We start from the raw sequence: 24,109 nt of genomic DNA, 5'->3' as shown, positions 1-24,109 counted from the left end.
CAATCAGCATGTACTCCTCTTCATCAACGATTTATGTGTATGTGTATAAAAAAAGGGCAATCTCTCCAATAAAGGACGAGATTACCCGTGGTACCACCTTTGTTAGCTAGCGCACTAGCTCACTTTGCTCCTGCTATCGGGGGAGTTACCGCCACAGCCTACTGGTCATTTCAGCTATGGTGCTCGGAAGTCCATTCACGTACGTGTCACACCGGTTCCCACCATCCACCGGCTCTCTGAAGTGACCACATAAGCTACTACTCTTCGTCTTCGCTCACGTATCAGTTATATTGGATTCATTGTAGTACCCTTGTTTTCATTTGTCAAGGGGGATTTATTCTGCATCTATTAAATCAGGCTTACCATTTTCTCCGAAAACAAGTTCTTTTCGTGGCAGACGCTGTTTTGTTTCTTTTTCAATTTGTTTGATTTGATGACTGTCGCGAGGAGTCACGAAGGCTACTGTTAACCCGGTGCTGCCTGCCCTGCCTGTACGGCCAATACGGTGGATATAGCTCTCTGTATCTTCTGGCAGATCATAATTGAATACATGGGTGACCCCTTCAACATCCAATCCTCGAGCTGCCACATCAGTCGCGACAAGAAACTGTGTCTTATACTCCCGGAAGTTCTTCATAGCACGTTCTCGTTTTGCCTGTGACAAATCTCCATGCAGTTCATCCGATTCAAAGCCCTGCGCATGCAAATATCCATGCAGCTCAGAAGCACGTCTTCTTGTTCTGCAGAAAATAATTGCAGCAAATGGACGATACATCTGCAATAACACCTTCAATGCATTCCGCTTCTCACGGTCCGACATTTCCAGGACAATCTGTTTGATTTCCTTTAGTGTCACATTGGTTGTTTGAATTGTGATTTCCTTCGGCTTCTGCATTTGGGTAGATGCAAGCTGGCGGATTTCCTTCGGCATTGTTGCAGAAAACAGCAGTGTCTGTTTCGTACTCGGCAAAGCATTTGCAACGTCCTTTACATCATGCCAAAACCCCATATGCAGCATCTGATCTGCCTCATCCAAAACGAACGTCCGTACATGTGAAAGATCTACCGTGCCGCGGCGCATATGGTCGAGCAGACGACCTGGCGTCGCTACAACGATGTCCACTCTGCCTTCGAGTTTTTTAAGCTGCTTAACGATATCTTGTCCGCCATAAACGGCCAGTATGCCAATTTCTTCTTCCGGATGAATCAGCTTCGCCAGTTCATCATAAATTTGGATAGCTAACTCGCGCGTCGGACTAAGAATGAGCGCCTGAATACCGGCGCTGTCCATTTTCAGCATCTCCAATATCGGCAGCAGAAAAGCAAGCGTCTTACCCGTACCTGTTTGTGCTTTGGCAATCACGTCTTTTCCAGCCAGAATTTCTGGAATTGCTTGTTTTTGAACAGGTGTAGGTTCTGTCAAACCTAATTTATGTAATATTTCTAAACGGCTATTTTGTAAGTTCAAATCATTGAACATATTCATGTTGTTCCCTCTTTCATACTTTTTCCATATTTATTATGTGATGTTTCCATAGAAGTACGCGCCAAAAGTTTGTAAGATACTAGTATACACATAAAGAGGGGGAAATTATATGCAAAAATGGCTGATCGGCATTTTTGTCTTGCTGATCATCAGTTTCAGCATTATCGGACTTTTTCGAGGTGAAGGAAATATTCAAAGCATCAACGAGACAAGTAAATCGTCTGTAAATTTAAAATAATATGCGTTTATCTTGCACACACGCGGGTAAAATATAATATAAATAAAAACAGGCAGAGCAAACCGCCATTTGCTCCACCTGTTACGCTATTTGTATTAGTCTAGTACTTTTACTGTTACAGTTTTACGTCCCCAGTTCAATGCAGTTCCTTGATCTGGTACGTGTACATCGATCTTATTACCTTTGATTGCACCGCCAGTATCGCCTGCAATTGCTTCTCCATAGCCTTCAACCCATACTTTTGATCCTAAAGGAATAACACTAGGGTCTACTGCAATAACTTTCGCATTCGGGTTAGCATTCAAATCGATACCAGTAGCTGTTACACCAGAGCATCCTTCACATTGACCAGTATATGCAGTTGCAGATACTGACAATTCTTTAGTTGCTTCTTGGCTAGTACTTGTAGCTGCTTTTTCTTCTTTGGCAGGAGCTGCTTCTTCTTTAGCAGGTTCTGCTTTTTGTTCTGTTTGTGCAGGTGCTTCCTGCTTTTCTTCTTGCTTAGGTGCTTCTTGTTTTTCTTCTTGTTTAGGAGCTTCTGTCTGAGCAGCTTCCTGCTTCACTGGTGCTGTTTCAGTTACAGCGCCGCCAGTCACCGCCAGTTGCTGACCTATTACAATCAAATCGGAGTTAAGGCTGTTCCAAGATTTCAACTCGCCTACCGATATATTGAACTTCCCTGCGATCTTAGAAAGAGAATCGCCTTTTTGTACTGTGTATGAGTCTGTCTGGTTTGTTTCTTTATCTATAGTTAATTTTTGATTAGGAAAGATTAGGTCAGAATCAAGTTGGTTAAGCTCTTTAAGCTGATCTACACTCACTTCGTATTTGTCTGCGATTTTCCAAAGAGAGTCCCCTGTTTGAACATTATATTCAGCAGCTGATGCTGTTGTACTGAATGCCCCCGCAATTACTAGTCCTGTAGCTAAAGATACGACTGTTTTTTTCATACGTCGTCTACCTCCTTAAATTTCTAACAGGACTTATGGTATCACATGGGCTTAGCCCAGTGGGTTACAGGAAGTTTAAGGTTATATTACAGCCAGCGCTCACAGCAATACTATTGTTACACTGTAATCTTTCTGTAACAAAGCAAGTGATAACCAAGCTTTAAGGGGCTTTTTTGTAACAAAAGGGCTCGTTTTATTCCATTAATTGTAAGTTATTAAAGTTAGATTTCTTGTTGACTTTGTTTGCATTCGCTTTTTCTCGTTCAATTTTTGTCGTTTTTTCAGCTTTATTAGGACAAATGTTACAAAACGAGCTCACTAATTCCCTTTTATATTCCAATTATATAAAAAAACAGGAGCAGCAGCTCCTGTTTTTCACTTATTCACTACCCAATTATGGTTGCAAGTTGCTTCAATTACACTACGCTTGCTGATGTAATCTGCGATCAGCTCTGTCATATCTGTTGTGATCTCCTTGACCACTTGCTTTCCTTTAAACATGACGTAGTCTCCTCCGCCAGCAGCCCGGTAATTATTCATTACTACCTCATACATCTCATCTGCAATGACAGGGTTGCCCTTGAAGGTTAATTCTTGTACTCGGTCTCCGATTTCACGACTGATATCTAATGTATAGTCGATTCCTTCCCACATATCGTAATTGTAATGCTGTGGCTTAGGTTCCAGGAAGGAGCGGCTCACCTCAAGTTCACCCTCTTGATCCAAATTGAAATAAGTGGCAGAGAGTTCGAGTGCATGCTTCATATCTGCTCCAGAAATCTCAATCACCTTCAACGTGTTTGGATAGATATAATTAGAGACGATATCTCGCATCGTAATATTCTGTGGGAATCCAGGTGACGCATTATGAAACAATGCTGTACTGGAGATAGCAACATTCGCTGCATCCATCTGTACTTTATTGATAAATTCGATAAATGCTGTCTCCTTCACCCTTGTTTCAAATGCATCATGGATGATCATATCTCCATCTATTTTCCCGATCGGCTGGTCGAGCCATTTCTGTGTTTCCTCTTCATAGGAAGAAACTAGTCTCAGAATTGTTTCATCGGGCTCGATTTCATTCGTAATCGTATGTAATTTCGCTTCTGATACAACGCGTTTTCTACTATTATGTACATTCTCGACAGCAATTGAAACTTCACCAAGGAATGCACCATTGGATCCAGGCTGTACAACGGTCACATTATTCACCTTTTCAGCAAGCGATCGGTGCTGGTGGCCGGTGACCAAAATATCAATTCCTTCTATTGAATGGCAAATTTCGTAGCCTACATTTTCACCAGTGAGTGATTCTGTCGGCTCTCCTGTTTCGAGGTCCCGTTCGAATCCGCCGTGGTAAGCGACAATCAGAACATCAGGCTGTTCTTTCTCCCGAACTTCCTTCACCCATCTTCTTGTCGATTCAAGGACATGCTCGAATGCAAGCCCCTTAATGTGATTCGGATCTTCCCAGTTTGGTATGAAATGAGTCGTGATACCAATGATCGCAAGTTTAATACCATCAATCTGTTTGATTTCATACGGTCTTCCGAATACAGGTTCCTTTCTCCTCTCATCAAGGATATTACCGCAAAGATACGGAAAGTCTGCAAGCTGAATTGCTGATTGCAAATACGGCATGCCATAGTTGAACTCATGATTGCCTATTACCGCAGCATCATATTTTAGCTCATTCATACAGCGAATCAGCGGATTATCCTTAACTGCTTGATATTTTGCATGGTGATACGTTAGCGGTGTACCTTGTATCATATCCCCATTATCAAGGAGAAGAACATGCTTCTTCTCTTCTCTTATTCTTTTAATTAAGGTAGCTACCCGTGCCAGGCCTTGGGGAGCTGGTTCGTGATCCCGGTATGTTGTAGGAAAGATATTTCCATGCACATCACTAGTAACGAGCATGGTGATATTTGTCACTTTATCAGACATACTTATGATTCCTCCGACCTCTTTTTCAGAATTAAAACAGTTTTTGCTATTATCTATCATAACATGCCAAATCTATCTTTACATTCTTATTACAGTAAGTTAACATAAATTGGAACAAGTCGTGATATAGTTGTTCATGCAGTGCAAATTAAACAATTTTTGGGGGTATATCATGTTTAAGAAAATTGCAGGTGTTGGCGCGACTCTATTTCTTGCAGCAGGGTTGCTAAGTGCGTGCGGATCTGATGATTCTAGCGCAGAAGGCGAAGGCAGCAACGGAGATTTGAAAGAATTGCGTGTGCAATTCGTTCCTTCTCAGAATGCAGAGACACTTGAAGCAAAAGCAGAGCCGCTTGCAGATCTTCTGGAAGAAGAACTGGACATTCCTGTTGAAGTAAGTGTATCTACTAACTACAACACTATCATTGAGGCGATGGCTTCCGGCCAAGTAGATGTCGGCTTCCTACCGCCTACAGCATATGTATTAGCACATGACAAAGATGCTGCGGAAGTTATCCTTCAGTCTCAGCGTTATGGTGTTAATCCAGAAGACGGTTCACCAACTGACGAACTAGTAGATTTCTACTTAGCACAATTCGTCGTGAAGAGCGATTCTGGAATCGACTCCCTTGAGGACTTGAAAGACAAGACCATTGCAGTTCAGGATGTAACATCCTCTGCAGGTTATGTATGGCCGGCTGGTGCACTTGATGCTGCTGGTTTGGACATTCAGTCCGACTTAACTCCAACCACTGTCAAAGGTCATGATGCTGGTATCATCAGCGTATTGAACGGTGACACTGACGCAGCAGTAACATTCCAGGATGCACGTAACGTCGTTAAAGCTGACTACCCAACTGTCTTCGAAGATACGAAAGTAATTGCTACTACTGAAAAAATCCCGAATGATACAATTGCAGTTACTCCTGAAATCAATGACGAGTGGAAAGAAAAAATCACTGATGCCTTCATCAACATCGGTAAAGATCCGGAAGGTTTGGAAATCATCCGTGATGTTTACACTCATGAAGGTTACGTAAAATCTGATGACAGTAAATTCGAAGTTGTTCGCGAGTATTCCGAGAAATTCGCACAAGAATAATAGAATAAACTAGCTTTCAATCCAGCCAGCCTGAGATTTCCTTAGACTGGCTGGGCTTTTGTCTGTAACTATATCTTTTCTTAACTGTATTTTTTCTGCTTTACTATTAAACTACATAAAAAGGTTGGTATAGAAAGTGATAGAATTTCGCAATGTTTCGAAAACATATCCGAATGGCGTAAAAGGTTTGAAAAACATCAACTTAACTATCGAAAAAGGCGAGTTTATTGTCATTGTCGGTCTTTCCGGTGCCGGTAAGTCTACATTGCTGCGCTCGATTAATAGATTGCATGAAATTTCCGAAGGCGAAATTATGATTGATAATGAGTCCATTACAGCTGCAAAAGGAAAGAATTTGCGCCATATCCGTCGTGATATCGGCATGATTTTCCAGAACTTCAATCTCGTCAAACGTTCTACTGTTCTGCGGAATGTCCTTTCCGGCCGTGTCGCTTACCATAACACGCTGCGGACTGTATTCGGCTTATTCCCAAAAGAGGATGTCAATTTGGCTCTCAATGCACTAGATCGAGTGAATATTGTCGAGAAGGCCTATACGCGTTCTGACCAGCTTTCTGGCGGACAGCAACAACGTGTATCAATTGCCAGAGCTTTGGCACAGGAAGCAAAAATCATCCTTGCTGATGAACCAGTAGCTTCTCTTGATCCGCTGACAACGAAACAAGTAATGGATGATTTGAAAAAGATCAACCAAGAGCTCGGTATTACGACCGTCGTCAACCTTCACTTCATCGATATCGCACGTCAATATGCTACACGCATTATCGGTTTAAATGCGGGAGAAGTTGTATTCGACGGACCAGTAGAAGAAGCAACTGATGAGAAATTCCAGGAAATCTACGGACAGCAGCTGGAAAAAGAACAGCAGCGAGGTCCAGTTGGAGCGGGTGCCGAATGAGTCAGCCTCCCAAAAAAACGATTCCAAAACCGCCAACCAGAATTAAACATTATCTGACAGCGGCAATCGTACTAGTCCTGCTTGCCCTAAGTTATATTCAGACCGGATCCAGCTTTATGGATTTGATTACGAACCGTGATCAAATGGCCAGCCTTGTCATTGATATGTTCCCGCCCGATTGGGCCTACTTTGAGAAAATCATCGAACCGATGCTTGAAACAATCCGCATGGCTGTCATCGGAACGACATTCGGAGCTATCATCTCCGTTCCAGTCATTCTTCTTTGTGCAAACAACGTGAACCGGATACCTTGGATCTCTTATCCAGCACGATTTATACTGAACTTGATCAGAACAGTTCCGGAGCTATTGCTTGCAGCTATCTTCGTAGCAATTTTTGGTTTAGGTATGATTCCAGGTATCTTCGCCTTGACGATCTTCTCTGTGGGGATTATCGCAAAATTGACATATGAATCTGTCGAAGGAATCGACAAAGGACCGATGGAAGCTATGACAGCGGTTGGTGCGAATAAAGTCCAGTGGATCACTTTCGCTATCATCCCTCAGGCTGCTGCCTATTTCGTTTCGTATGTTCTCTATACATTCGAGGTAAATATCCGTGCTGCTGCCATCCTGGGTCTCGTAGGCGCAGGTGGTATCGGTCTTTATTATGACAGCAACCTTGGTTTCTTGAATTATCCACGTGTTAATACTTTGATTATTGCAACCCTTGCCGTTGTCTTGATCATCGATTTTGTGAGTAACAAACTACGGGAGAAATTACTATGAGCCAATTACCTACACATACTGTCGATAAACCAAAAGGCCGCGGTAAAAAGATCTTCAACCGTGTGTTGATCCTAGTCATCCTGGCTGCTATCTATGTTTGGGCTTTTGCTGGAATAGAAGAATTTGAAATCAAGGAGACTGCTGGTCAGATTTCCAAGGCGATTTTCGATGGTATCATCCATCCGGATTGGGCGTTCGTCAATGAAGAAGAAGGTCTTATCTTCGGATTGATTGATACACTGGCTATCTCTATCCTTGGTACGTTCATTTCAGCTATTCTTACCATACCATTCGGTTTCTGGGCCGCGAGTCGCCGAGATAAATCCGGCTTTTTTGTTACCGGTCTAGGCCGATTCGTACTTAGCTTCATTCGGGTATTCCCAGAGGTTGTTCTGGCGATTATCTTCATTAAAGCAGTCGGTCCTGGATCGTTTGCTGGGGTACTCGCATTGGGCCTGCATTCCATCGGGATGCTAGGTAAACTATTTGCTGAAGAAGTAGAAGCAATCGATCACGGTCCACGTGAAGCCTTGATCGCAACAGGAGCTAACCGCATCCAAGTACTTGTCTATTCTGTATTGCCGCAAGTACTGCCTGGATTCATCTCCTATACACTCTACCGTTTCGAGTTGAATGTCCGGGGGGCTTCCATCCTCGGTATTATCGGTGCAGGTGGTATTGGAGCTCCGCTTATTTTCGCTTTGACTTCTCGTAACTGGCCGCGTGTTGGTGTCATTCTACTTGGTATCATTGTATTGGTATCTGCGATTGACTTAATTTCCGGCTACTTACGTAAAAAGATTGTATAAAGAAAACAGCGATTCTGCTTTAAGCAGAATCGCTGTTTTTTAGTTCAATACAGTTGTACGTTCGCTTGCAGGCACTCTTGGCTTCACTTTCGGTTCTTTACCGATAAAACCGACCTGCAGGAGTCCTATATTACGCTCACCTGGTCTGATTTGCAGTAATTCTCTCGCATCTGCATTCTCGAGCAATGTATTCGTCTTCCAGATTGTTCCGATGCCTTTTTCCCATGCAAGCAGGCTGAAATTCTGGATTAGCATACTAGCAGATGCATAATCTTCTTCACGGAATTTCATTTGTATATTTTCCTCTAAAACGACAGCAATCCATAGCGGTACATCAGTAATCTTCTTTTTTAATGCCTCTGCTTTTTTCTCTTTTTCTTCAGCTGTTGCGACACCTTTCGCCCCTTGCTTCGCATTGATTTCACCCAGCTTTTGTTTCGTCTCACCATCAATTAAAATAAAACGCCAAGGCTGCGTCATTTTATGGTTTGGCACCCACACTGCTATATCAAGTAATTCCTGTATCTCCTCGTAAGAGATTCTTTTACTAGTATCATAATTCGTAATGGATCTTCTATCTTTTATCAGCTGCTCTAATTGCATCTGTAACACTCCTCTTCCATTCTCCGTGCTTTTCTTTAATTGAAAATCATTATCATTATCATATCTGAATATTCCATACAATGTCAATGTGCTATCTATCTGGAAAAAATCTTACTTTTTTATGAAAGTTTCTGAATAACGCTTGAACAGACCTTTATTTTGTGACAATATAAATGATAACGAATCTCATTCTCACATCAAAGAGAAGAGGAAAGGGGTACCAGTAATGGGACGTTTACAAACGGAATTACTTGAAGTAGCCTATGGAGATAAATCAATCGTAAAGGATTTAACTATAGAAATTCCCAAAGGAAAGATAACAGCTCTTGTTGGAGCTAATGGTTCCGGCAAATCCACTATACTTAAGACAATGGCGCGTGTCATGAAGCCGAAAAACGGCACGGTACTATTGGACGGGAAAAGCATTCATAAGCAATCAACGAAAGCTGTCGCGAAGCAGCTTGCCATCCTTCCGCAGAATCCTGTTGCACCAGAGGGTTTAACAGTTTCTGAGCTTGTAGCATATGGCCGCTACCCCCATCAGAAAGGGTTCGGCACTCTAACGCCTTATGATAAGGAAGTAATCGCATGGGCAATTGAAGTGACAGCAATGGAGGATTTCGCACAGCGTGCGGTCGACCAGCTTTCCGGCGGACAGCGTCAGCGCGCTTGGATTGCAATGGCATTGGCACAAGAAACGGAAACACTCTTCCTTGATGAGCCGACGACATTCCTCGATATGGCGCATCAACTGGAAGTGCTTATGCTATTGCATAAACTGAATCGTGAAGAAAACCGTACAATCGTCATGGTTGTACACGATCTCAATCATGCTACACGTTATGCAGATCACATGATTGCTATCAAAAAAGGACAGGTAATTTGCGAAGGTTCACCTGTTGATACTGTTACTGCAGAGAACCTGCGGGAAGTGTTCAACATCGAAGCTGATGTGATTATCGACCCCCGTTCAGGAGTGCCTCTCTGCTTGCCTTATAATATTCTTGGAAGTGCGTCTCCTGTTGAGCCAGAGCGTATCATGGAAAAAACTTTAGCATAAACAAAACGCGTTGCAGCTATCTGCAACGCGTTTTATAATGCCTTTTCTTCCATTTGCCTCGTTACTCGGATAAACGCAACCGCCCCGCTTATCTCCTTTTCGGTCAGCTCCCTCTGATCAACTGACAGCTTCGTATCTCCCCGCTCCGTCAGCTCCATTTTCTTATCAAAATGACGACCCAGCAAATCGTCACAGCTTGTACCAAATAAGTCTGCCAGCATAATCAATGCCTCAAATGACGGACGCCGATATCCGGATTCGTAGCCTGCGTATGTGCTTTTTGCTATACCGAGACGGTCTGCGGTATCTTGCAGCGACCAATTTTTCTTTTTCCTTAATTCTGATAGCCGATCCAGATTCATCTTACTTCCCCCGCTCTATTATCTTCCTATTATTATAGCATCGTTTCGTACGCGATACGAATAATATATTCTTGATTAACCCTAATCCCTTCTCTATAATTAGGTTTAAAGTACGCAATTAGCGAATTACATTTGAGATAGATAGAAGAGGTGCAGGGAATGAAGAAGCTATTATTACTTACCACCGGCGGCACCATTGCATCAGTCGAAGGAGCAAACGGCCTATCACCGGCTGTAGATGCAAATGAATTGTTAAGCTTTGTTTCCAATATGGATAATGATTATACGATGGAAACAGTCTCACTTATGAATCTGGACAGCACAAACATGCAACCAGAGGATTGGGTGACGATGGCCGAGGCAATCAAAGATCATTATGATGCTTACGATGGCTTTGTTATCACACACGGAACCGACACAATGGCTTATACGGCAGCGGCTTTGTCCTATATGCTGCAGAATGCGAGTAAACCAATTGTCATCACCGGTTCACAGATACCGATTACGTTCCAAAAAACAGATGCCAAGAAAAATATCAAAGATGCCATCCGCTTTGCTTGTGAAGAAGTAGGCGGTGTTTACGTAGTATTCGATGGTCGCGTTATTCAAGGAACACGGGCGATCAAGCTGCGGACGAAAAGCTATGATGCGTTCGAAAGTATCAATTACCCCTACATCGCCTTCATCCATGAAGATGAGGTCGAATATAACAAAAAAATTCAAAGCGAAAAAGTCCCTTTTACCGTTGATACTTCCCTCTGTACTGATGTACTCTTATTAAGGTTGTATCCGGGCCTGAAGCCCGAGATGTTAGATGCTTTAGGAAGAATGTATAAAGGAATCGTAATCGAGAGCTATGGCAGCGGCGGTATTCCATTCGAAGGACGCGACCTTCTGCACAAGATTAACGAATTGGTGGAAAGAGGCATTGTAGTCGTCATCACTACTCAATGTCTTGAGGAAGGCGAAGATATGAGTATTTACGAAGTCGGCCGGCGTATCAACCAGGACTTGGTGACTCGTTCAAGCAATATGAACACAGAGGCAATTGTACCAAAACTCATGTGGGCATTGGGCCAATCCACTGATCCTAAAGAAGTTAAACGTATGATGGAAACACCGATCGCTGAAGATATTACTATATGGCCCTCTTAAATTAGTGAAAAGGAAGGTTCAGGTCATGGCAGACTTACAAGAGAACTATCGGATTGAGAAAGACTTTCTGGGAGAAAAACAAATTACGAAAGATGCGTATTACGGAATTCAGACGCTGCGCGCGTCAGAGAATTTCCCGATAACGGGTTACCGCATCCATGAAGAAATGATCAAAGCACTTGGTATCGTGAAGAAATCAGCTGCCCTCGCCAATATGGACGTAAAACGGTTGTATGAAGGGCTTGGCAATGCAATTGTTCAAGCATCAGATGAACTAATAAGCGGTCAATGGCATGATCAGTTTATCGTGGATCCAATCCAAGGCGGTGCAGGCACGTCCATCAATATGAATGCTAATGAAGTCATCACGAATCGCGCCCTGGAGATCCTTGGTCACGAAAAAGGCGATTACCAGCATTTAAGCCCTAATACACATGTGAATATGTCTCAATCAACGAATGATGTATTTCCGACAGCAATTCACATTTCGACATTAAACATGCTCGAGAGATTGCTCGATACGATGGAATATATGCAGGGAGAATTCAAGAAAAAAGCAATACAGTTCGATTCTGTCATCAAAATGGGACGTACACATCTTCAGGATGCTGTGCCTATTCGCTTAGGTCAAGAATTCGAAGCGTACAGCCGTGTGCTGGAAAGAGATATTAAACGCATCAAACAGTCACGTCAGCATCTGTATGAGGTCAATATGGGAGCAACAGCCGTCGGTACAGGTTTGAATGCAAACCCGAAATATATCGAGCATGTGGTTGGATATTTGGCTGCCAACAGCGGTTTGCCACTTGTAACTGCTGAAAATCTTGTAGATGCGACACAGAATACAGATGCCTATACAGAGGTTTCTGCTGCACTGAAGGTTTGTATGATGAACATGTCCAAAATCGCGAATGATCTTCGCTTGATGGCTTCTGGTCCAAGAGCTGGCCTGAATGAAATCAACCTGCCAGCACGTCAGCCAGGTTCGTCTATCATGCCAGGGAAAGTGAACCCAGTCATGGCTGAGCTAATCAATCAGATCGCATTCCAAGTAATCGGCAATGATAATACAATCTGCTTGGCCTCCGAAGCTGGACAGCTCGAATTGAATGTCATGGAACCTGTACTTGTGTTCAACCTTTTACAGTCCATCAGCATCATGAATAACGGCTTCCGCTCCTTCACAGATAACTGCCTGATCGGTATTGAAGCGAATGAAGCGTTGCTGAAGGAATATGTAGATAAAAGTGTTGGTTTGCTAACAGCAGTCAACCCGCATTTGGGATATGAAGTTGCTGCTCGAATCGCTCGAGAAGCGATCCTTACTGGCAAATCAATTCGTGAGCTTTGTCTGCAACATGATGTCTTAACCGAAGAAGAGCTTGATATTATCTTGAATCCTTATGAAATGACGAAACCGGGTATTGCAGGTGAGGAGCTTTTTGATAGATAATAGGAGGATGTGCGTGCGACCTGTTTTTTAAAAAAATCGGTCGCAGAGCGCATCATTATCCGCTTTCATTTGTAAGCGGGTTCATTATTTTTAGGAGGTTTCGTTTTGAAAGCAGCAAGATTACCATCAATTACAGAGATTATCATCGTACTAGGAATCTTTCTAGCGCTTGTATTATCTTTTACAGTCTATCTTGATCTGCCAATCCAATTGGCTCTTTTCATCTCCTGGTTTATAGTTATCATTCTAGGCATACGGCTAGGACACAAGTATCAAGATTTACAAAAATCTATTATGAGTGGGATTTCGAACGGATTAGAGGCTGTATTGATCCTTGTAGCAGTGGGAACACTTATCGGTACATGGATTGCAGGCGGAGTTGTACCGACGTTAATTTACTATGGTCTTGAATTTATACACCCAAGTATCTTCCTGCTTGCAACATTGATCATTTGTTCTGTCATGTCTGTTGCAACAGGAACATCTTGGGGAACAGCTGGAACAGCTGGTATCGCCATGATGGCAATTGGTGAAGGTCTTGGTATGCCATTGCCGCTCGTAGCCGGAGCTGTTCTGTCAGGAGCATATTTTGGAGACAAGCTATCCCCATTATCAGATAGTACGGTACTTGCATCTTCTTTATCCAAAGTAGATGTGCTTGAGCACGTGCGGGCTATGCTGTTCCTTTCTATTCCAGCGTTTATCATCACTGCTATTCTGTTTACAGGGGCCGGTTTCATTTACGGTGGAGAAGATATCGATCAAGCAAGGGTCGACTCGCTGAAAACAGCACTGCTAGATAATTTTGATATAGGAATACACATGCTAGTGCCGGCGGTAGCGGTACTTGTTCTGCTGGCAATGAAGAAACCTTCCATGCCGGTTATCGTTATAGGTGCACTGCTTGGTGCAATCTGGGCAACCCTGTTCCAGGGAATGAATTTTGCAGAAGCACTAGGCACCGCTTATAGTGGTTTTTCAATTGATACAGGTGTGTCATTCATTGATGGCATACTCAACCGAGGCGGCGTATTAGGTATGCTCGATACTTTAATGGTTATCATCTTCGGTCTCGGTTTTGGGGGGCTTTTGGAGAAGCTCGGTGTCCTGCAAGTAATTGTTTCCACTTTCGAAAAGAAACTTGTATCAGCAGGTAACACGACAGTTGCAACCTTAATCGTAGCGTTCTTAGGCAATGTCCTCGGCTGTGCCATGTATGTTGCTTTAATCCTGACACCAAAAATGATGGAAAAAACGTATGACAGACAGCAGCTTGACCGCCGCGTTCTGTCCCGTAACACAGAAGTTGGCGGTACATTGACTTCCGGTATGGTACCTTGGTCAGACAACGGCATTTACATGGCTGGTATCCTTGGAGTTTCTACGTTCTCCTATCTGCCATTCATGTGGCTGAGCTTTGTAGCAATTGGACTAGCTATCATCTACGGTTACACTGGTAAGTTCATTTGGTACACCAAAGGAAAAACAGCAGCAGAAAGCTAAAAAAACACCTTCAAGCAATTATTGCTTGAAGGTGTTTTTGCATTACCAGCGCCAGAACAGGTTCTGCACCCAATTCCACACAGTTCCGATAATGTCTTTGACTATTTCCACTATCGGATGATTCGGTTCGTCGTCTCCATCCGGCTGATCAGGATCAGTCGGTGGTTCTTCCGGATCTACTGGCGGCTCCTCTGGTTCTGCAGGAGGCTCAGTAGGTGTATCTCCGCTCACTTCGGAAATGCGTCCCTCTGCTTCATAGCTGATGGGCTCCATTTCGAAGCTGCGTACATATGCCACAGTTGCCTCCAAATCTTCTGGTCCCATTACAGGATTACGGCCGAGTTCGCTGATTGGACGATACTTATCACCTAATGATGTACCCATGAAGTTATTCACTGTCAGTGTGTATACTTTATCTTCTTCAATAGGTGAACCATCAGGAAGCTTGATATCCACAACCTGATTCGTTTCTCCATTCCATGTATATGTAAAGCCGCTTATGCTGTAATCCGGGCCGTAGGAAGTGATTTGAGCATTCAATATAGGCTCCAAATCAGCTCCATCGATTTCGAATGTCATGAGCGTATTATTGAAAGGCTGAATATTGAAGAGCTCACCCCAGGTGATATCACCTTCCAATAAGTCATCCCTGATTCCTCCGCCATTCATCATAGCGAAATCACTATTCATTGCTTCATTCATGCCATCGGCAAGCAAGTTGCCAAGTGCATTATCGCCTATTTCCCCTTTTACAGCATACCCGCCAGTCATCGTATTAGCTGCAACACCTACAACTTCGTTCATGATTGGTGCTACTTCTTCAGCATATTTAGCCAGTATAGCTCCGACTGTTGGATCTGGTGTGTAGGCGGCTTGATCTGCCCAGACGATTTCAGCTTGCTTGGATACGATATCACCTGTTTCACGATCAATTTCCACATCTACATCAGAAAAGGCTTTGCCATATTCGGATGCTTGAACGATAAGCTTATTATCTACAGTCGCATTAACAACAGCATGGTTATGGGCTACGAAGATAATATCAACCTCGTCGTCTACCGCATTCGCCATGTCAGCTGCATCACCTGTAGCGCTGTCTCCACTCTGCTCAGCTGGCATATGGGACAGAACGACAATAGCCTTTACGCCTTGTTCCTTTAGTTCTTTGGTTGCTTTGTTGACTGCTTCCACTTCATCCGTAATGGTAATGTCCTGAATTCCTTCTGGCATAACCATACCAAGTGATGCTGTCGTATTTACTCCAATAAATCCGATTTTTTCTCCGTCTACTTCCTGAATGCTGTAAGCAGGAAGAATCGTTTCGTTGCTGTCTTTGTAAACACAGTTTGCACAAAGTGTCGCAAAGTCCGTACCATCATATCCAGGAGTCCCATTCGGGTGCTCCCCGCCTTCCACGATACGCAGAAGCTCATCTGTTCCTTCATCAAGTTCATGGTTGCCGATAGTCCCGACATCAAAGCCCATCGCTTCCATAATCTCGATTGTTGGCTCATCCTGAAGTAGAGCTGATACAGGAGAGCTGCCGCCGATCATATCTCCTGCATGCACTAGTAGACTATTTGGATTCTCTGCTTCACGCTGCTTAATAGCTGCAGCAGTATAATCCATACGTCCGAATGTACCATCCATTGTTCCATCTTCGTTTATATCGAGTTCGTATTGCTGATCAATCTTGCCGTGAAGGTCGTTCATCCCAAGCAGCTGTACGGCCAGGTTATCTTCGTTTGCTGGAGGCTCAGTTGCATCTGCTGCTGTATAGCCTTCCGCAATGGCATCCTCTTCCGTCCAGAAAAAGATTCGCTTCTCTACCGGAATAGATTCCCATTCAGCTGGAACTACATATTCCTTTGTATCCGAGTTTCCAACATATTTATCCAAGCCGCTGCCATCATAGCGGGCCCGGAATTTGAACGGAAGCTCCTCAAGTGGTGAATCAGGATTCCAAATACCTTTTTCCTGCTCTTTTGCCTCTGCCACAGCTTGTTGGAAAGTGTCATATTCGTCTGTATCCCCGATTGGAGAGATGAAATAAGTGACTGCCAGTCCTTCTTTCACCAATTCGAGATTCATATTTTCGCCTTCATCTGTGATAACCTGTGCCAGCAAACGTCCATAATTATCAGTAGGCTCTTCTCCCACTTTAAGGGTAATTTCTTCGCCTGCAGAGAGCTTGGACTTCAAATAATCAGACGCAGCTTTTCCATGATCCATTTGGTTCTGGTCTAATTCATTTTTGATCGCATGGAATGTCTCCGGTGTATCCGCATTTACAAAGCGAACCCGATCGGATCCTAAAACAGGGGCTTGAAGGCGGATCGTATCTCCGTCAGTCACAGATTCTACAACTGCTTTGTACGTACCTTCTGTCTTAGGTGCTTCTGGCTGTTCGGCAGCTACCTGCATATCCTCTTGCTTACGAGGCAGGATCTGATAGCTGTCGTATTGACCTAGGATACCGGTAACAGAGTACCACTTTCCTTCTTCAATAGCCGATATATCCAAAGCAGATTCCATAATACGTAATGTGACAGATTCATAGTTTTCATTGATAAACTGAACATTGTAGCCACCACCAGCTGGGCTACTAGGAATATCCTTGATATAGCCGTTTACCTGGACAAGCTCTCCTTCTGCTGGTTCGGCTGTTGTTTCATTCTGAAGCTGACTGATCGTCATCTCTTTAGGTGAAGGTATATCATTACCAGCGGAATCGATTATAATACCATCTTTTGCTGGTTCTATTTCAGTCAACCCTTTATAGCTCGTAATTTCCCCAGTAACGCGGATAAGGTCGCCTTCCTTAATGTCGGGGAAAGCAGCTGCATCCGTATGATAGATATTGATACCAGCTGTGTCGTCTTGAAGGAATGTAGATAACTTCCCTCCGCCGATACTTGCATTATCTGCTGTAGCAATTCCTTCCACTGTTACGGTTTCACCAGTCTTGCTTTTCACATCGGCGATTGGCTGGACTGTGCCTGCTTCTGGCTCTTCTTCAGGATCCTCACCAGGCTGCTCTTGTCCATGAGAGCCGATTGTATCAAATGTATCCTTCTCCGTTACCTCCCATTGCTCTGAAACAAAGACTGTGCTGCCTTCAGTCACATCAGCGGATCGGATAAGGCCTATATCTTTAGCTGTATCCTGGTCATTCCCGATTTCGCCAACTACATCCAAAACGGCGCCATCCTGCTGGAGAGCGACTGCATCATTTCCATTAAAGTTTATGACGCTCCCGTTCGTCTGATCCGCTGCTGCAAGCAATTTTTCGCTCGCACGCGGGTTAGCAATCACATATGTATCACCAGATTCCAATGTTCCCGACAAGGTCAGAGAAGCAGTAGCTTCTGTATTACCATTGAAATATCCTGCCAGCTCAAATTGACTAAGATCAATTGGTTCGTTTGTCGGATTATAAAGCTCAATTGCTTTATTATAAGAGCTTCCTTCTACATATTCCGATAGAATAGGTGCCGCAACACGTTCTGCAGCTTGTACGCCAGAAGAGAAGCTCGGCAAAATCCCAGAACAAATAAGTGTGACTATTGCAAAAACAGATATGATCCTTTTGCCCATCTACATGATTCCCCCAAAATATTAGTAAGTTCGGCAAATACTGGCGAACTCCGTCATCTACCATACTAGCGGGAATCCCAATTTCCTGATATAGGAGGATAGGCATGATTCTGGTTAATTTTCTGTAAAGCAACCGGGATATTTAAAGCAAAGAGAAAAAAAGCAGCCTAAGCTGCTTTTTTAACGTAGTGGATAGGCATCCATATAAGCCTTAGCTGCACGAAGCACACGGGCATCCTGGAATCGGTTAGCAGCTAGCTGCATGCCGATCGGCAAACGTCCTGATGATAGACCTGCTGGCAGGGAACCTGCCGGAAGACCAGTCACATTGTAAGCATGTGTCATCATCCAGTCTGCGTCTTCCTTCACTTGCTGCCCATCAATGACAGACGGTCCTAATAAGTGATAGTCGAAGGCTGGAACTGCCAGAGTCGGCGATAGTACCAAATCGTAATCCTGCAGCACTGTCTGCAGCCTATTCCAAACTGTCGAGCGATTTCGTTCGTATGCACGATAATCTGAGGCCATTAATGGCTTGCCTTTTTCGATCATATCGCGATAGGAATCGGACACCCATTCAGGATGCTCTTCAAGTAATTTAGCACTGCCTGCTGCTGAAGACGCATACCACATGCTTGTAAAGAATCCATTGAACTCCTGTCTGTCCATATCGAAATTAAGATCTACAATTTCAACGGACATACCGAGCGCCCGCCAATTATCGAACGTTGCTTCGATAACCTCTCTTACTTCCGGATCAACAGCATACATTCCAAAATCCGGTGTATAGGCGATACGCAAACCTTGGGCTTGTTCCTCTAAATAAGAAGAGCCTATATGACTGTCTAAAAGCGGCAGACTGAAAGGATCCGTCGTGGACGGGCCCTGAACTGCCTCAAGGAAAAGCGCACTATCATCTGGATTATTCGAGAGCGGTCCATGATTGACGAACGGAGAACTGGATCCGAATACATTCCCCAGATTATTATCCATCGGAATACGGCCATATGTCGGCTTAAAGCCAAATACGCCGCACAAGCTAGCAGGAATACGAATAGAACCTCCTCCATCACTTCCCTCTGCCAGCGGCACCATTCCTGCAGCAACAGCTGCAGCGGCACCCCCACTGGATCCGCCTGCTGTCTTGGAATGATCCCATGGATTCACAGTCGCACCGAATACCATATTATCCGTCGTGCCTTTATGACCGAATTCAGGCGTGTTCGTCTTGCCCATGATCAAAGCACCTGCTTGGCGTAGACGCTTGACGATCGTAGCGTCCCGATCAGCGATATGATTCTTATAAGCCGGTGAGCCAAAAGTGGTACGCATACCTTTTACCGGTGTAAGATCTTTGATCCCGACTGGAATACCATGCAGAAGCCCTGTCTCTTCCCCACGCATGACTGCTGCTTCAGCCTCTTTCGCTTCTGCTAGCAACTTATCATTCATGGTAACGAACGCATTGATTTCGCCATTTTTACTCTCTGTCTGACCCAAATAATAGGAAGCTACCTCAACAGGAGAGATTTCCTTATCTTTAATAGCTGTCACTAGTTCGCGTACTGTTTTGCCTTCCACATTCATCGCCCCTTTTTATCCTCTACACGTATCATAACGCTAGCATGTCCAGCGTTCAACCATCAAAGGATCATCGCGGCAATCCAGCCTAGTGCAATAACAGGCAGATTGTAGTGTAGGAATGTCGGGACGACTGTATCCCACATATGATCATGCTGTCCATCCGCATTCAAGCCGGATGTTGGCCCTAGCGTACTGTCAGAGGCCGGTGATCCTGCGTCTCCAAGAGCACCTGCTGTTCCAACCAACGCAATGATTGCCATTGGACTGAAACCTAACTCAATCGCCAACGGGACAAAGATAGTCGCAATGACCGGTACTGTGGAGAAGGAAGATCCAATACCCATTGTTACAAGTAATCCAACAACAAGCATCATTAGTGCCCCCAGAGCCTGACTGCCGTTAATGGCAGCTGCTGCATCCTGGACCAGAGATTCCACATCGCCTGTAGCACCGATAACACTGGAAAAGCCGGAAGCTGCGATCATTACAAAACCGATGAAAGCCATCAGTCGCATACCGTTAGTTAAAATCGTATCTGCTTCTTTCCATTTCACCGTTCTTGTTATATAAAGCACGATTATACCTGCTAAGGCACCAAATACCATCGAATCAGTCCAAATTTGGACAGCTAATGCTGCAACAATAGCTGCTACTGAGAAAATTAGCGCACTAGACTTCAGTTGAATATTCTCTTCTTTCACTTCATCTGCGACTGGCAAATCGATATCTTGGTACATTCTTGGCTTACGATAAGTGAATAACGCAATGATTAGACCTACTACCATGCCAAGTGCGGGAATTATCATCGCCTTTGTCACTTGGTCCGAGCTCACTTCTAATCCACTTGATGTCATATTTGTTGCTACAATATCATGGAATATTTGACCATAACCTGCTGGTATCAGCATGTATGGTGTAACCAAACCGAATGTCAGAATGGTAGCCGTCAAGCGGCGATCAATTTGCAATTCATTCATGATCTTCAAAAGCGGCGGAATCAATAATGGTATAAATGCGATATGCACTGGAATTACATTCTGCGAAAAACAAGCCATAATCAGAATCAGGATAAGAATAAGTGCACGTGTACGCTTTTTAGCATACGCAGTATCTTTTTTCCCGCTGATGGATATGATTCCTCTCACCATCGCCTCTGGAAGACCTGTGCTAGCAATTGCGACGGCAAATCCACCGAGCATTGCATAGCTTAAAGCGACATTTGCGCCTCCTCCTACACCATCTGTAAACGCTGTAAGCGTCCCATCTATTCCAAGCCCACCGACTAATCCGCCGATAAGGGAGCCTAATATCAAAGAAAAAACGACATTGATTCGCAGTAAACTGAGAACCAGCACTGCGATAACTGCTATAACAACTGCGTTCACTTCAAATTCCTCCATCGCTTTATTATGGTAAAGTATTAAAGTACAATAACAGATGTTCCAACTTTTTGTCAATGAATTCGGGATTAATCGGAATATTCGTGACATAAGAAAAACCAGCATTGCTGCTGGTTTCCTCTGATTAATCCGATATAACTACATCAATCAATTCGAATGTGGTGACATCTGCAAGGCCTCGGTTTGTTACACGAATTTCTGGAATAACCGCCAAGGCAATCAGGGAAAACGTCATAATCGGATCTGTTATGCTGCACCCAAGGTTTTCCCAGGCTTTCACGAGATTACTTACTTGTTCAACGACTGTTTCCAATGGCTGATCAGACATGAGCCCGGCAATCGGCATCGGTAATTCTGCTAATACTTCGCCATTCCGTACAGCAACTAGTCCGCCGCCGATTTCTGCCAGACGGTTTGCAGCAATGGCCATGTCTTCACGGTCCACACCCATGACAAGCAGATTATGACTATCATGTGCCACTGTCGAAGCTACCGCTCCATGCTGGAAATGGAAGCCATGGACAAAAACATTGGATATTTGTCCGGTTCCTTTATGCCGCTCGATACATGCTAAATGGATAATGTCCTGTTCCTTATCAATCTGTACTGCTCCATCCTGCACCTGCAAAGTGGCCGTCATCTTCTCTGTCCGCGCACTTCCTTCAATTGCTTTGACGACATTTACCTTCACATCACCATTTGAACGATCTGTACGGTGAAGAAAATCGTCAGCTTTCATTTCACGTGCTAGATGGACGGAACTTCGCACAGTATCCGGATACGTATACGCTGGGAATGCTTGCTGCAGTTCTCCATCTTCAAATTGGATGCTTCCATCTGCTATGACAGTGGATGCTTCCATCTGCTGCAAATCTTCTATAAGAAGCAAGTCTGCGAATTTACCGGCACTGATGCTGCCGATGTCATTTTCCATATGAAAATAACGAGCTGAGTTAATCGTTGCCAGCTGGATTGCTGTTACAGGATCAAGCCCTTCCTCGATCGCACGACGGACAACATGGTTCATATGACCTTTTGTAATCAATGTTTCTGGATAAACGTCATCTGTCACCAAGGATATATTGCGTGTGTCTACGTTATATTCCGTGATTACCTTAATTACTTCTTTGACATCGCGCCATGCTGATCCTTCACGAATCTGAACATGCAGACCTGCCCGAAGCTTGGCCAATGCATCTTCTTTGGCAATCGTCTCATGATCGGATGTAACACCTGCTGCGATATATGCCTGCAATGCATACGGATCCTCTGAAGGGAAATGGCCAGTAACTGTCTTCCCTGCTTTAATCGTCTCAGCTATTTCGCCATGCATTTTACTGTCTCCATGCACTACACCAGGGAAGTTCATCACTTCTCCCAGTCCTTGGACATTTTCCCACGTTAGACCTTCCTGTATATCTTCCACAGTCAGGCTTGCTCCGGCATCTTCCAAATCATCAGTTGCCGGTACACATGACGGAAACGTCGTATACACTTTCAATGGCTGCTGCTGCCCTTCTTCGTGCATATAACGAACACCTTCAATACCGAACACGTTCGCAATTTCATGAGGATCCATGAATACCGTCGTTGTACCTTTTGCAAGTGCTGCTTTGGAAAATTCCGTCACAGAAAGCATCGTGCTCTCCACATGCATATGGCCATCGATCAGACCTGGAACTATGTACTGTCCATTTGCTTCTATCACTTTTGTATCCGGTCCTTCATGCTCCTTCACTGCTTTACCGACTAATGCTATCCGATCACCTGAAACGACAACATCGGTATGCTCCAGCAGTTCTCCTGTGAATACGTTGACTAGCACACCATCTCGGATAATCAAATCAGCGGGACGCTTTCCTAATGCAACCTCACCCAATCGTTTTGCTGCTTCAAATAATTTCGTTCTTTTCCCCACTGTGTTCAACTCCTATTATCCTTATACGTTATGCCCATAAACGGGTAAAAAAATGCCCGGCGCCATGGAACTCAGGCTCGGGAAACTCACTTTCCTATAAGCATTTATTTCTATATATAAAATCATACATCAGCTATACGCGTCAACCCTGAAACCCAAAGAAACCGCCTTCAGAGGCGGTTTCCAGCTGTTATTTCTTTTTCGTATCAAGCGGTGTCAGTCTAGCTTCAATACTCTCCCTCTCACCTTCGAGAAACGGCGGAAGTGCCAGCGTCTCACCTAAAGCATCCGGATCTTCATCCGTAGCGAATCCAGGTCCGTCTGTTGCAAGCTCAAACAAAATACCATTCGGTTCCCGGAAATATAGTGATTGGAAGTAATAACGGTCTACCAGTCCAGAATTCGGCAAGTGAGCTGCATAAAGGATTTTCTTCGCCCGCTCCAGTTCTTCCCTGTCTTTCACACGGAAAGCTACATGGTGTACACTTCCGCGTCCGGGACGCTCCCGCTGTAATCCAGGTACAACTTCTACCATTATTTCAGCGCCTGTGCCGCCTTGGCCAACTTCGTAGATATGTAAATTCGTACCATCAGCAAGCTGAGCCTCTGTTTTTTTGCGGAAGCCCATTAATTCAAGCAATACCCGCTCTGTCGGTGCAAGTTCTGGTACAGTCAGCTTAACTGGTCCAAGTCCAATGATGGCAAATTCCGCCGGAACATCTGTACCTTCCCAAGGAATACCTGCTGTCACGCCTTCGTTCTGTTCATCAGAAACGAGCATAAGCCGCTGTTTTTCTGGATCCTCAAAGAATAGAACCTTTCGTTCCTGCAGTTCAACTTCTTGTGACTGGATATCATATTCTTCTAAACGCTCCGCCCAATAATGAATAGCTTCATCTGATGCGACACGCAAGGATGTAAGGGAAATGCTGTTATTTCCAGCATACGTGCGGCCAGCACGGTGAATTTCGAAGAAGGTCAAATCCGTTCCCGGACTTCCAAGTTTGTCAGCATAAAAAAGGTGATACATTGACGTATCGTCCTGGTTGACTGTCTTTTTGACAAGGCGCATTCCCATTATTCTCGTATAAAAATCATAGTTATTCGCTGCGTTTGCTGTTATGGCTGAAACGTGGTGAATACCGTGAAGCTCCATCATCTGCTTCGCCCCCTAAACATACAATTTATTAGTTACTTACAAAATGTAACTTAGTTCAAATAAAAATGCA

19 protein-coding genes and 2 other annotated features (1 of these 21 cut by a window edge) are annotated in these 24,109 nt (G+C 44.1%); of the genes, 9 read left to right on the top strand and 10 right to left on the bottom strand.

Annotated features, from left to right (window positions below):
• Positions 1 to 36: a binding site (T-box leader), on the bottom strand (it extends 209 nt beyond the left edge of the window).
• 32 nt (positions 37 to 68) lie between these two features.
• Positions 69 to 280: a binding site (T-box leader), on the bottom strand.
• A 54-nt stretch (positions 281 to 334) separates the two neighbouring features.
• Positions 335 to 1,486: a DEAD/DEAH box helicase gene (locus CHH58_RS09415; RefSeq protein WP_095227905.1), complete on the bottom strand. Its 1,152-nt coding sequence runs from the start codon at positions 1,484 to 1,486 to the stop codon at positions 335 to 337.
• 109 nt (positions 1,487 to 1,595) lie between these two features.
• On the opposite strand from CHH58_RS09415, the gene CHH58_RS18775 reads away from it, so the two are divergent.
• Entirely contained in the window at positions 1,596 to 1,724 is a 129-nt protein-coding gene (locus tag CHH58_RS18775; RefSeq protein WP_255220708.1) for a hypothetical protein, read from the top strand.
• 95 nt (positions 1,725 to 1,819) lie between these two features.
• Here the strand turns inward: CHH58_RS18775 and CHH58_RS09410 are convergent, their stop codons facing one another.
• Together CHH58_RS09410 and CHH58_RS09405 are read right to left on the bottom strand one after the other, a co-directional pair.
• Complete coding sequence (locus CHH58_RS09410; RefSeq protein ID WP_095227903.1) at positions 1,820 to 2,674, bottom strand: 3D domain-containing protein; 855 nt, start codon at positions 2,672 to 2,674, stop codon at positions 1,820 to 1,822.
• Between the two features lie 375 nt (positions 2,675 to 3,049).
• Complete coding sequence (locus CHH58_RS09405; protein ID WP_095262417.1) at positions 3,050 to 4,627, bottom strand: bifunctional metallophosphatase/5'-nucleotidase; 1,578 nt, start codon at positions 4,625 to 4,627, stop codon at positions 3,050 to 3,052.
• 172 nt (positions 4,628 to 4,799) lie between these two features.
• On the opposite strand from CHH58_RS09405, the gene CHH58_RS09400 reads away from it, so the two are divergent.
• From CHH58_RS09400 to phnE (CHH58_RS09385), 4 genes are all read left to right on the top strand, one after another.
• Positions 4,800 to 5,729 (top strand): phosphate/phosphite/phosphonate ABC transporter substrate-binding protein, encoded by a 930-nt coding sequence (locus tag CHH58_RS09400; protein ID WP_095232225.1) that lies wholly within the window; start codon positions 4,800 to 4,802, stop codon positions 5,727 to 5,729.
• Positions 5,730 to 5,865: 136 nt separating this feature from the next.
• On the top strand, positions 5,866 to 6,648 hold the full coding sequence (gene phnC / locus CHH58_RS09395; protein WP_095262416.1) for a phosphonate ABC transporter ATP-binding protein: 783 nt from the start codon (positions 5,866 to 5,868) through the stop codon (positions 6,646 to 6,648).
• The gene (gene phnE, locus CHH58_RS09390; protein WP_095262415.1) at positions 6,645 to 7,436 is read left to right on the top strand and encodes a phosphonate ABC transporter, permease protein PhnE; all 792 of its coding nucleotides are present in this window, start codon (positions 6,645 to 6,647) and stop codon (positions 7,434 to 7,436) included. The genes phnC and phnE (CHH58_RS09390) overlap by 4 nt, the downstream gene beginning before the upstream one ends.
• A complete protein-coding gene (gene phnE, locus CHH58_RS09385; protein ID WP_095227896.1) occupies positions 7,433 to 8,245 on the top strand; it encodes a phosphonate ABC transporter, permease protein PhnE in 813 nt (270 codons plus the stop codon). Before phnE (CHH58_RS09390) ends, phnE (CHH58_RS09385) begins: the two co-directional genes overlap by 4 nt.
• A gap of 39 nt (positions 8,246 to 8,284) precedes the next feature.
• Here phnE (CHH58_RS09385) and CHH58_RS09380 read toward each other — a convergent pair whose 3' ends face one another.
• Complete coding sequence (locus tag CHH58_RS09380) at positions 8,285 to 8,848, bottom strand: nitroreductase family protein (RefSeq protein WP_095262414.1); 564 nt, start codon at positions 8,846 to 8,848, stop codon at positions 8,285 to 8,287.
• 226 nt (positions 8,849 to 9,074) lie between these two features.
• Here CHH58_RS09380 and CHH58_RS09375 point away from each other — a divergent pair, with 226 nt between their 5' ends.
• The gene (locus CHH58_RS09375) at positions 9,075 to 9,908 is read left to right on the top strand and encodes an ABC transporter ATP-binding protein (RefSeq protein ID WP_095227892.1); all 834 of its coding nucleotides are present in this window, start codon (positions 9,075 to 9,077) and stop codon (positions 9,906 to 9,908) included.
• Positions 9,909 to 9,940: 32 nt separating this feature from the next.
• Here the strand turns inward: CHH58_RS09375 and CHH58_RS09370 are convergent, their stop codons facing one another.
• Positions 9,941 to 10,270 carry a helix-turn-helix domain-containing protein gene (locus CHH58_RS09370; RefSeq protein WP_095232223.1) on the bottom strand — a complete coding sequence of 110 codons (330 nt, stop codon included), beginning with the start codon at positions 10,268 to 10,270 and terminating at the stop codon, positions 9,941 to 9,943.
• A gap of 159 nt (positions 10,271 to 10,429) precedes the next feature.
• On the opposite strand from CHH58_RS09370, the gene CHH58_RS09365 reads away from it, so the two are divergent.
• The 3 genes from CHH58_RS09365 to nhaC all read left to right on the top strand — a co-directional run bounded on the left by CHH58_RS09365 (position 10,430) and on the right by nhaC (position 14,381).
• Positions 10,430 to 11,425 (top strand): asparaginase, encoded by a 996-nt coding sequence (locus CHH58_RS09365; RefSeq protein WP_095227888.1) that lies wholly within the window; start codon positions 10,430 to 10,432, stop codon positions 11,423 to 11,425.
• A gap of 25 nt (positions 11,426 to 11,450) precedes the next feature.
• Complete coding sequence (aspA, locus tag CHH58_RS09360) at positions 11,451 to 12,878, top strand: aspartate ammonia-lyase (RefSeq protein WP_095227886.1); 1,428 nt, start codon at positions 11,451 to 11,453, stop codon at positions 12,876 to 12,878.
• A gap of 105 nt (positions 12,879 to 12,983) precedes the next feature.
• Complete coding sequence (nhaC, locus tag CHH58_RS09355; protein WP_095262413.1) at positions 12,984 to 14,381, top strand: Na+/H+ antiporter NhaC; 1,398 nt, start codon at positions 12,984 to 12,986, stop codon at positions 14,379 to 14,381.
• A 42-nt stretch (positions 14,382 to 14,423) separates the two neighbouring features.
• Here the strand turns inward: nhaC and CHH58_RS09350 are convergent, their stop codons facing one another.
• The 5 genes from CHH58_RS09350 to CHH58_RS09330 all read right to left on the bottom strand — a co-directional run bounded on the left by CHH58_RS09350 (position 14,424) and on the right by CHH58_RS09330 (position 24,036).
• A complete protein-coding gene (locus tag CHH58_RS09350; RefSeq protein WP_095262412.1) occupies positions 14,424 to 17,978 on the bottom strand; it encodes a 5'-nucleotidase C-terminal domain-containing protein in 3,555 nt (1,184 codons plus the stop codon).
• A 180-nt stretch (positions 17,979 to 18,158) separates the two neighbouring features.
• Positions 18,159 to 19,559 carry an amidase gene (locus tag CHH58_RS09345; protein WP_170937571.1) on the bottom strand — a complete coding sequence of 467 codons (1,401 nt, stop codon included), beginning with the start codon at positions 19,557 to 19,559 and terminating at the stop codon, positions 18,159 to 18,161.
• A gap of 62 nt (positions 19,560 to 19,621) precedes the next feature.
• The gene (locus CHH58_RS09340) at positions 19,622 to 20,947 is read right to left on the bottom strand and encodes a Na+/H+ antiporter family protein (RefSeq protein WP_095262410.1); all 1,326 of its coding nucleotides are present in this window, start codon (positions 20,945 to 20,947) and stop codon (positions 19,622 to 19,624) included.
• Between the two features lie 139 nt (positions 20,948 to 21,086).
• Entirely contained in the window at positions 21,087 to 22,880 is a 1,794-nt protein-coding gene (gene ade / locus CHH58_RS09335; protein ID WP_430980834.1) for an adenine deaminase, read from the bottom strand.
• Positions 22,881 to 23,070: 190 nt separating this feature from the next.
• Positions 23,071 to 24,036, bottom strand: coding sequence for a ring-cleaving dioxygenase (locus CHH58_RS09330; RefSeq protein WP_095260548.1), 966 nt, complete (start codon positions 24,034 to 24,036; stop codon positions 23,071 to 23,073).
• Between the last annotated feature and the right edge of the window lie 73 nt (positions 24,037 to 24,109).

Source organism: Terribacillus saccharophilus, from assembly GCF_002272745.1.
Taxonomy (GTDB): domain Bacteria; phylum Bacillota; class Bacilli; order Bacillales; family Amphibacillaceae; genus Terribacillus; species Terribacillus saccharophilus_B.
This window is presented reverse-complemented; position numbering and strand designations above follow the sequence as displayed.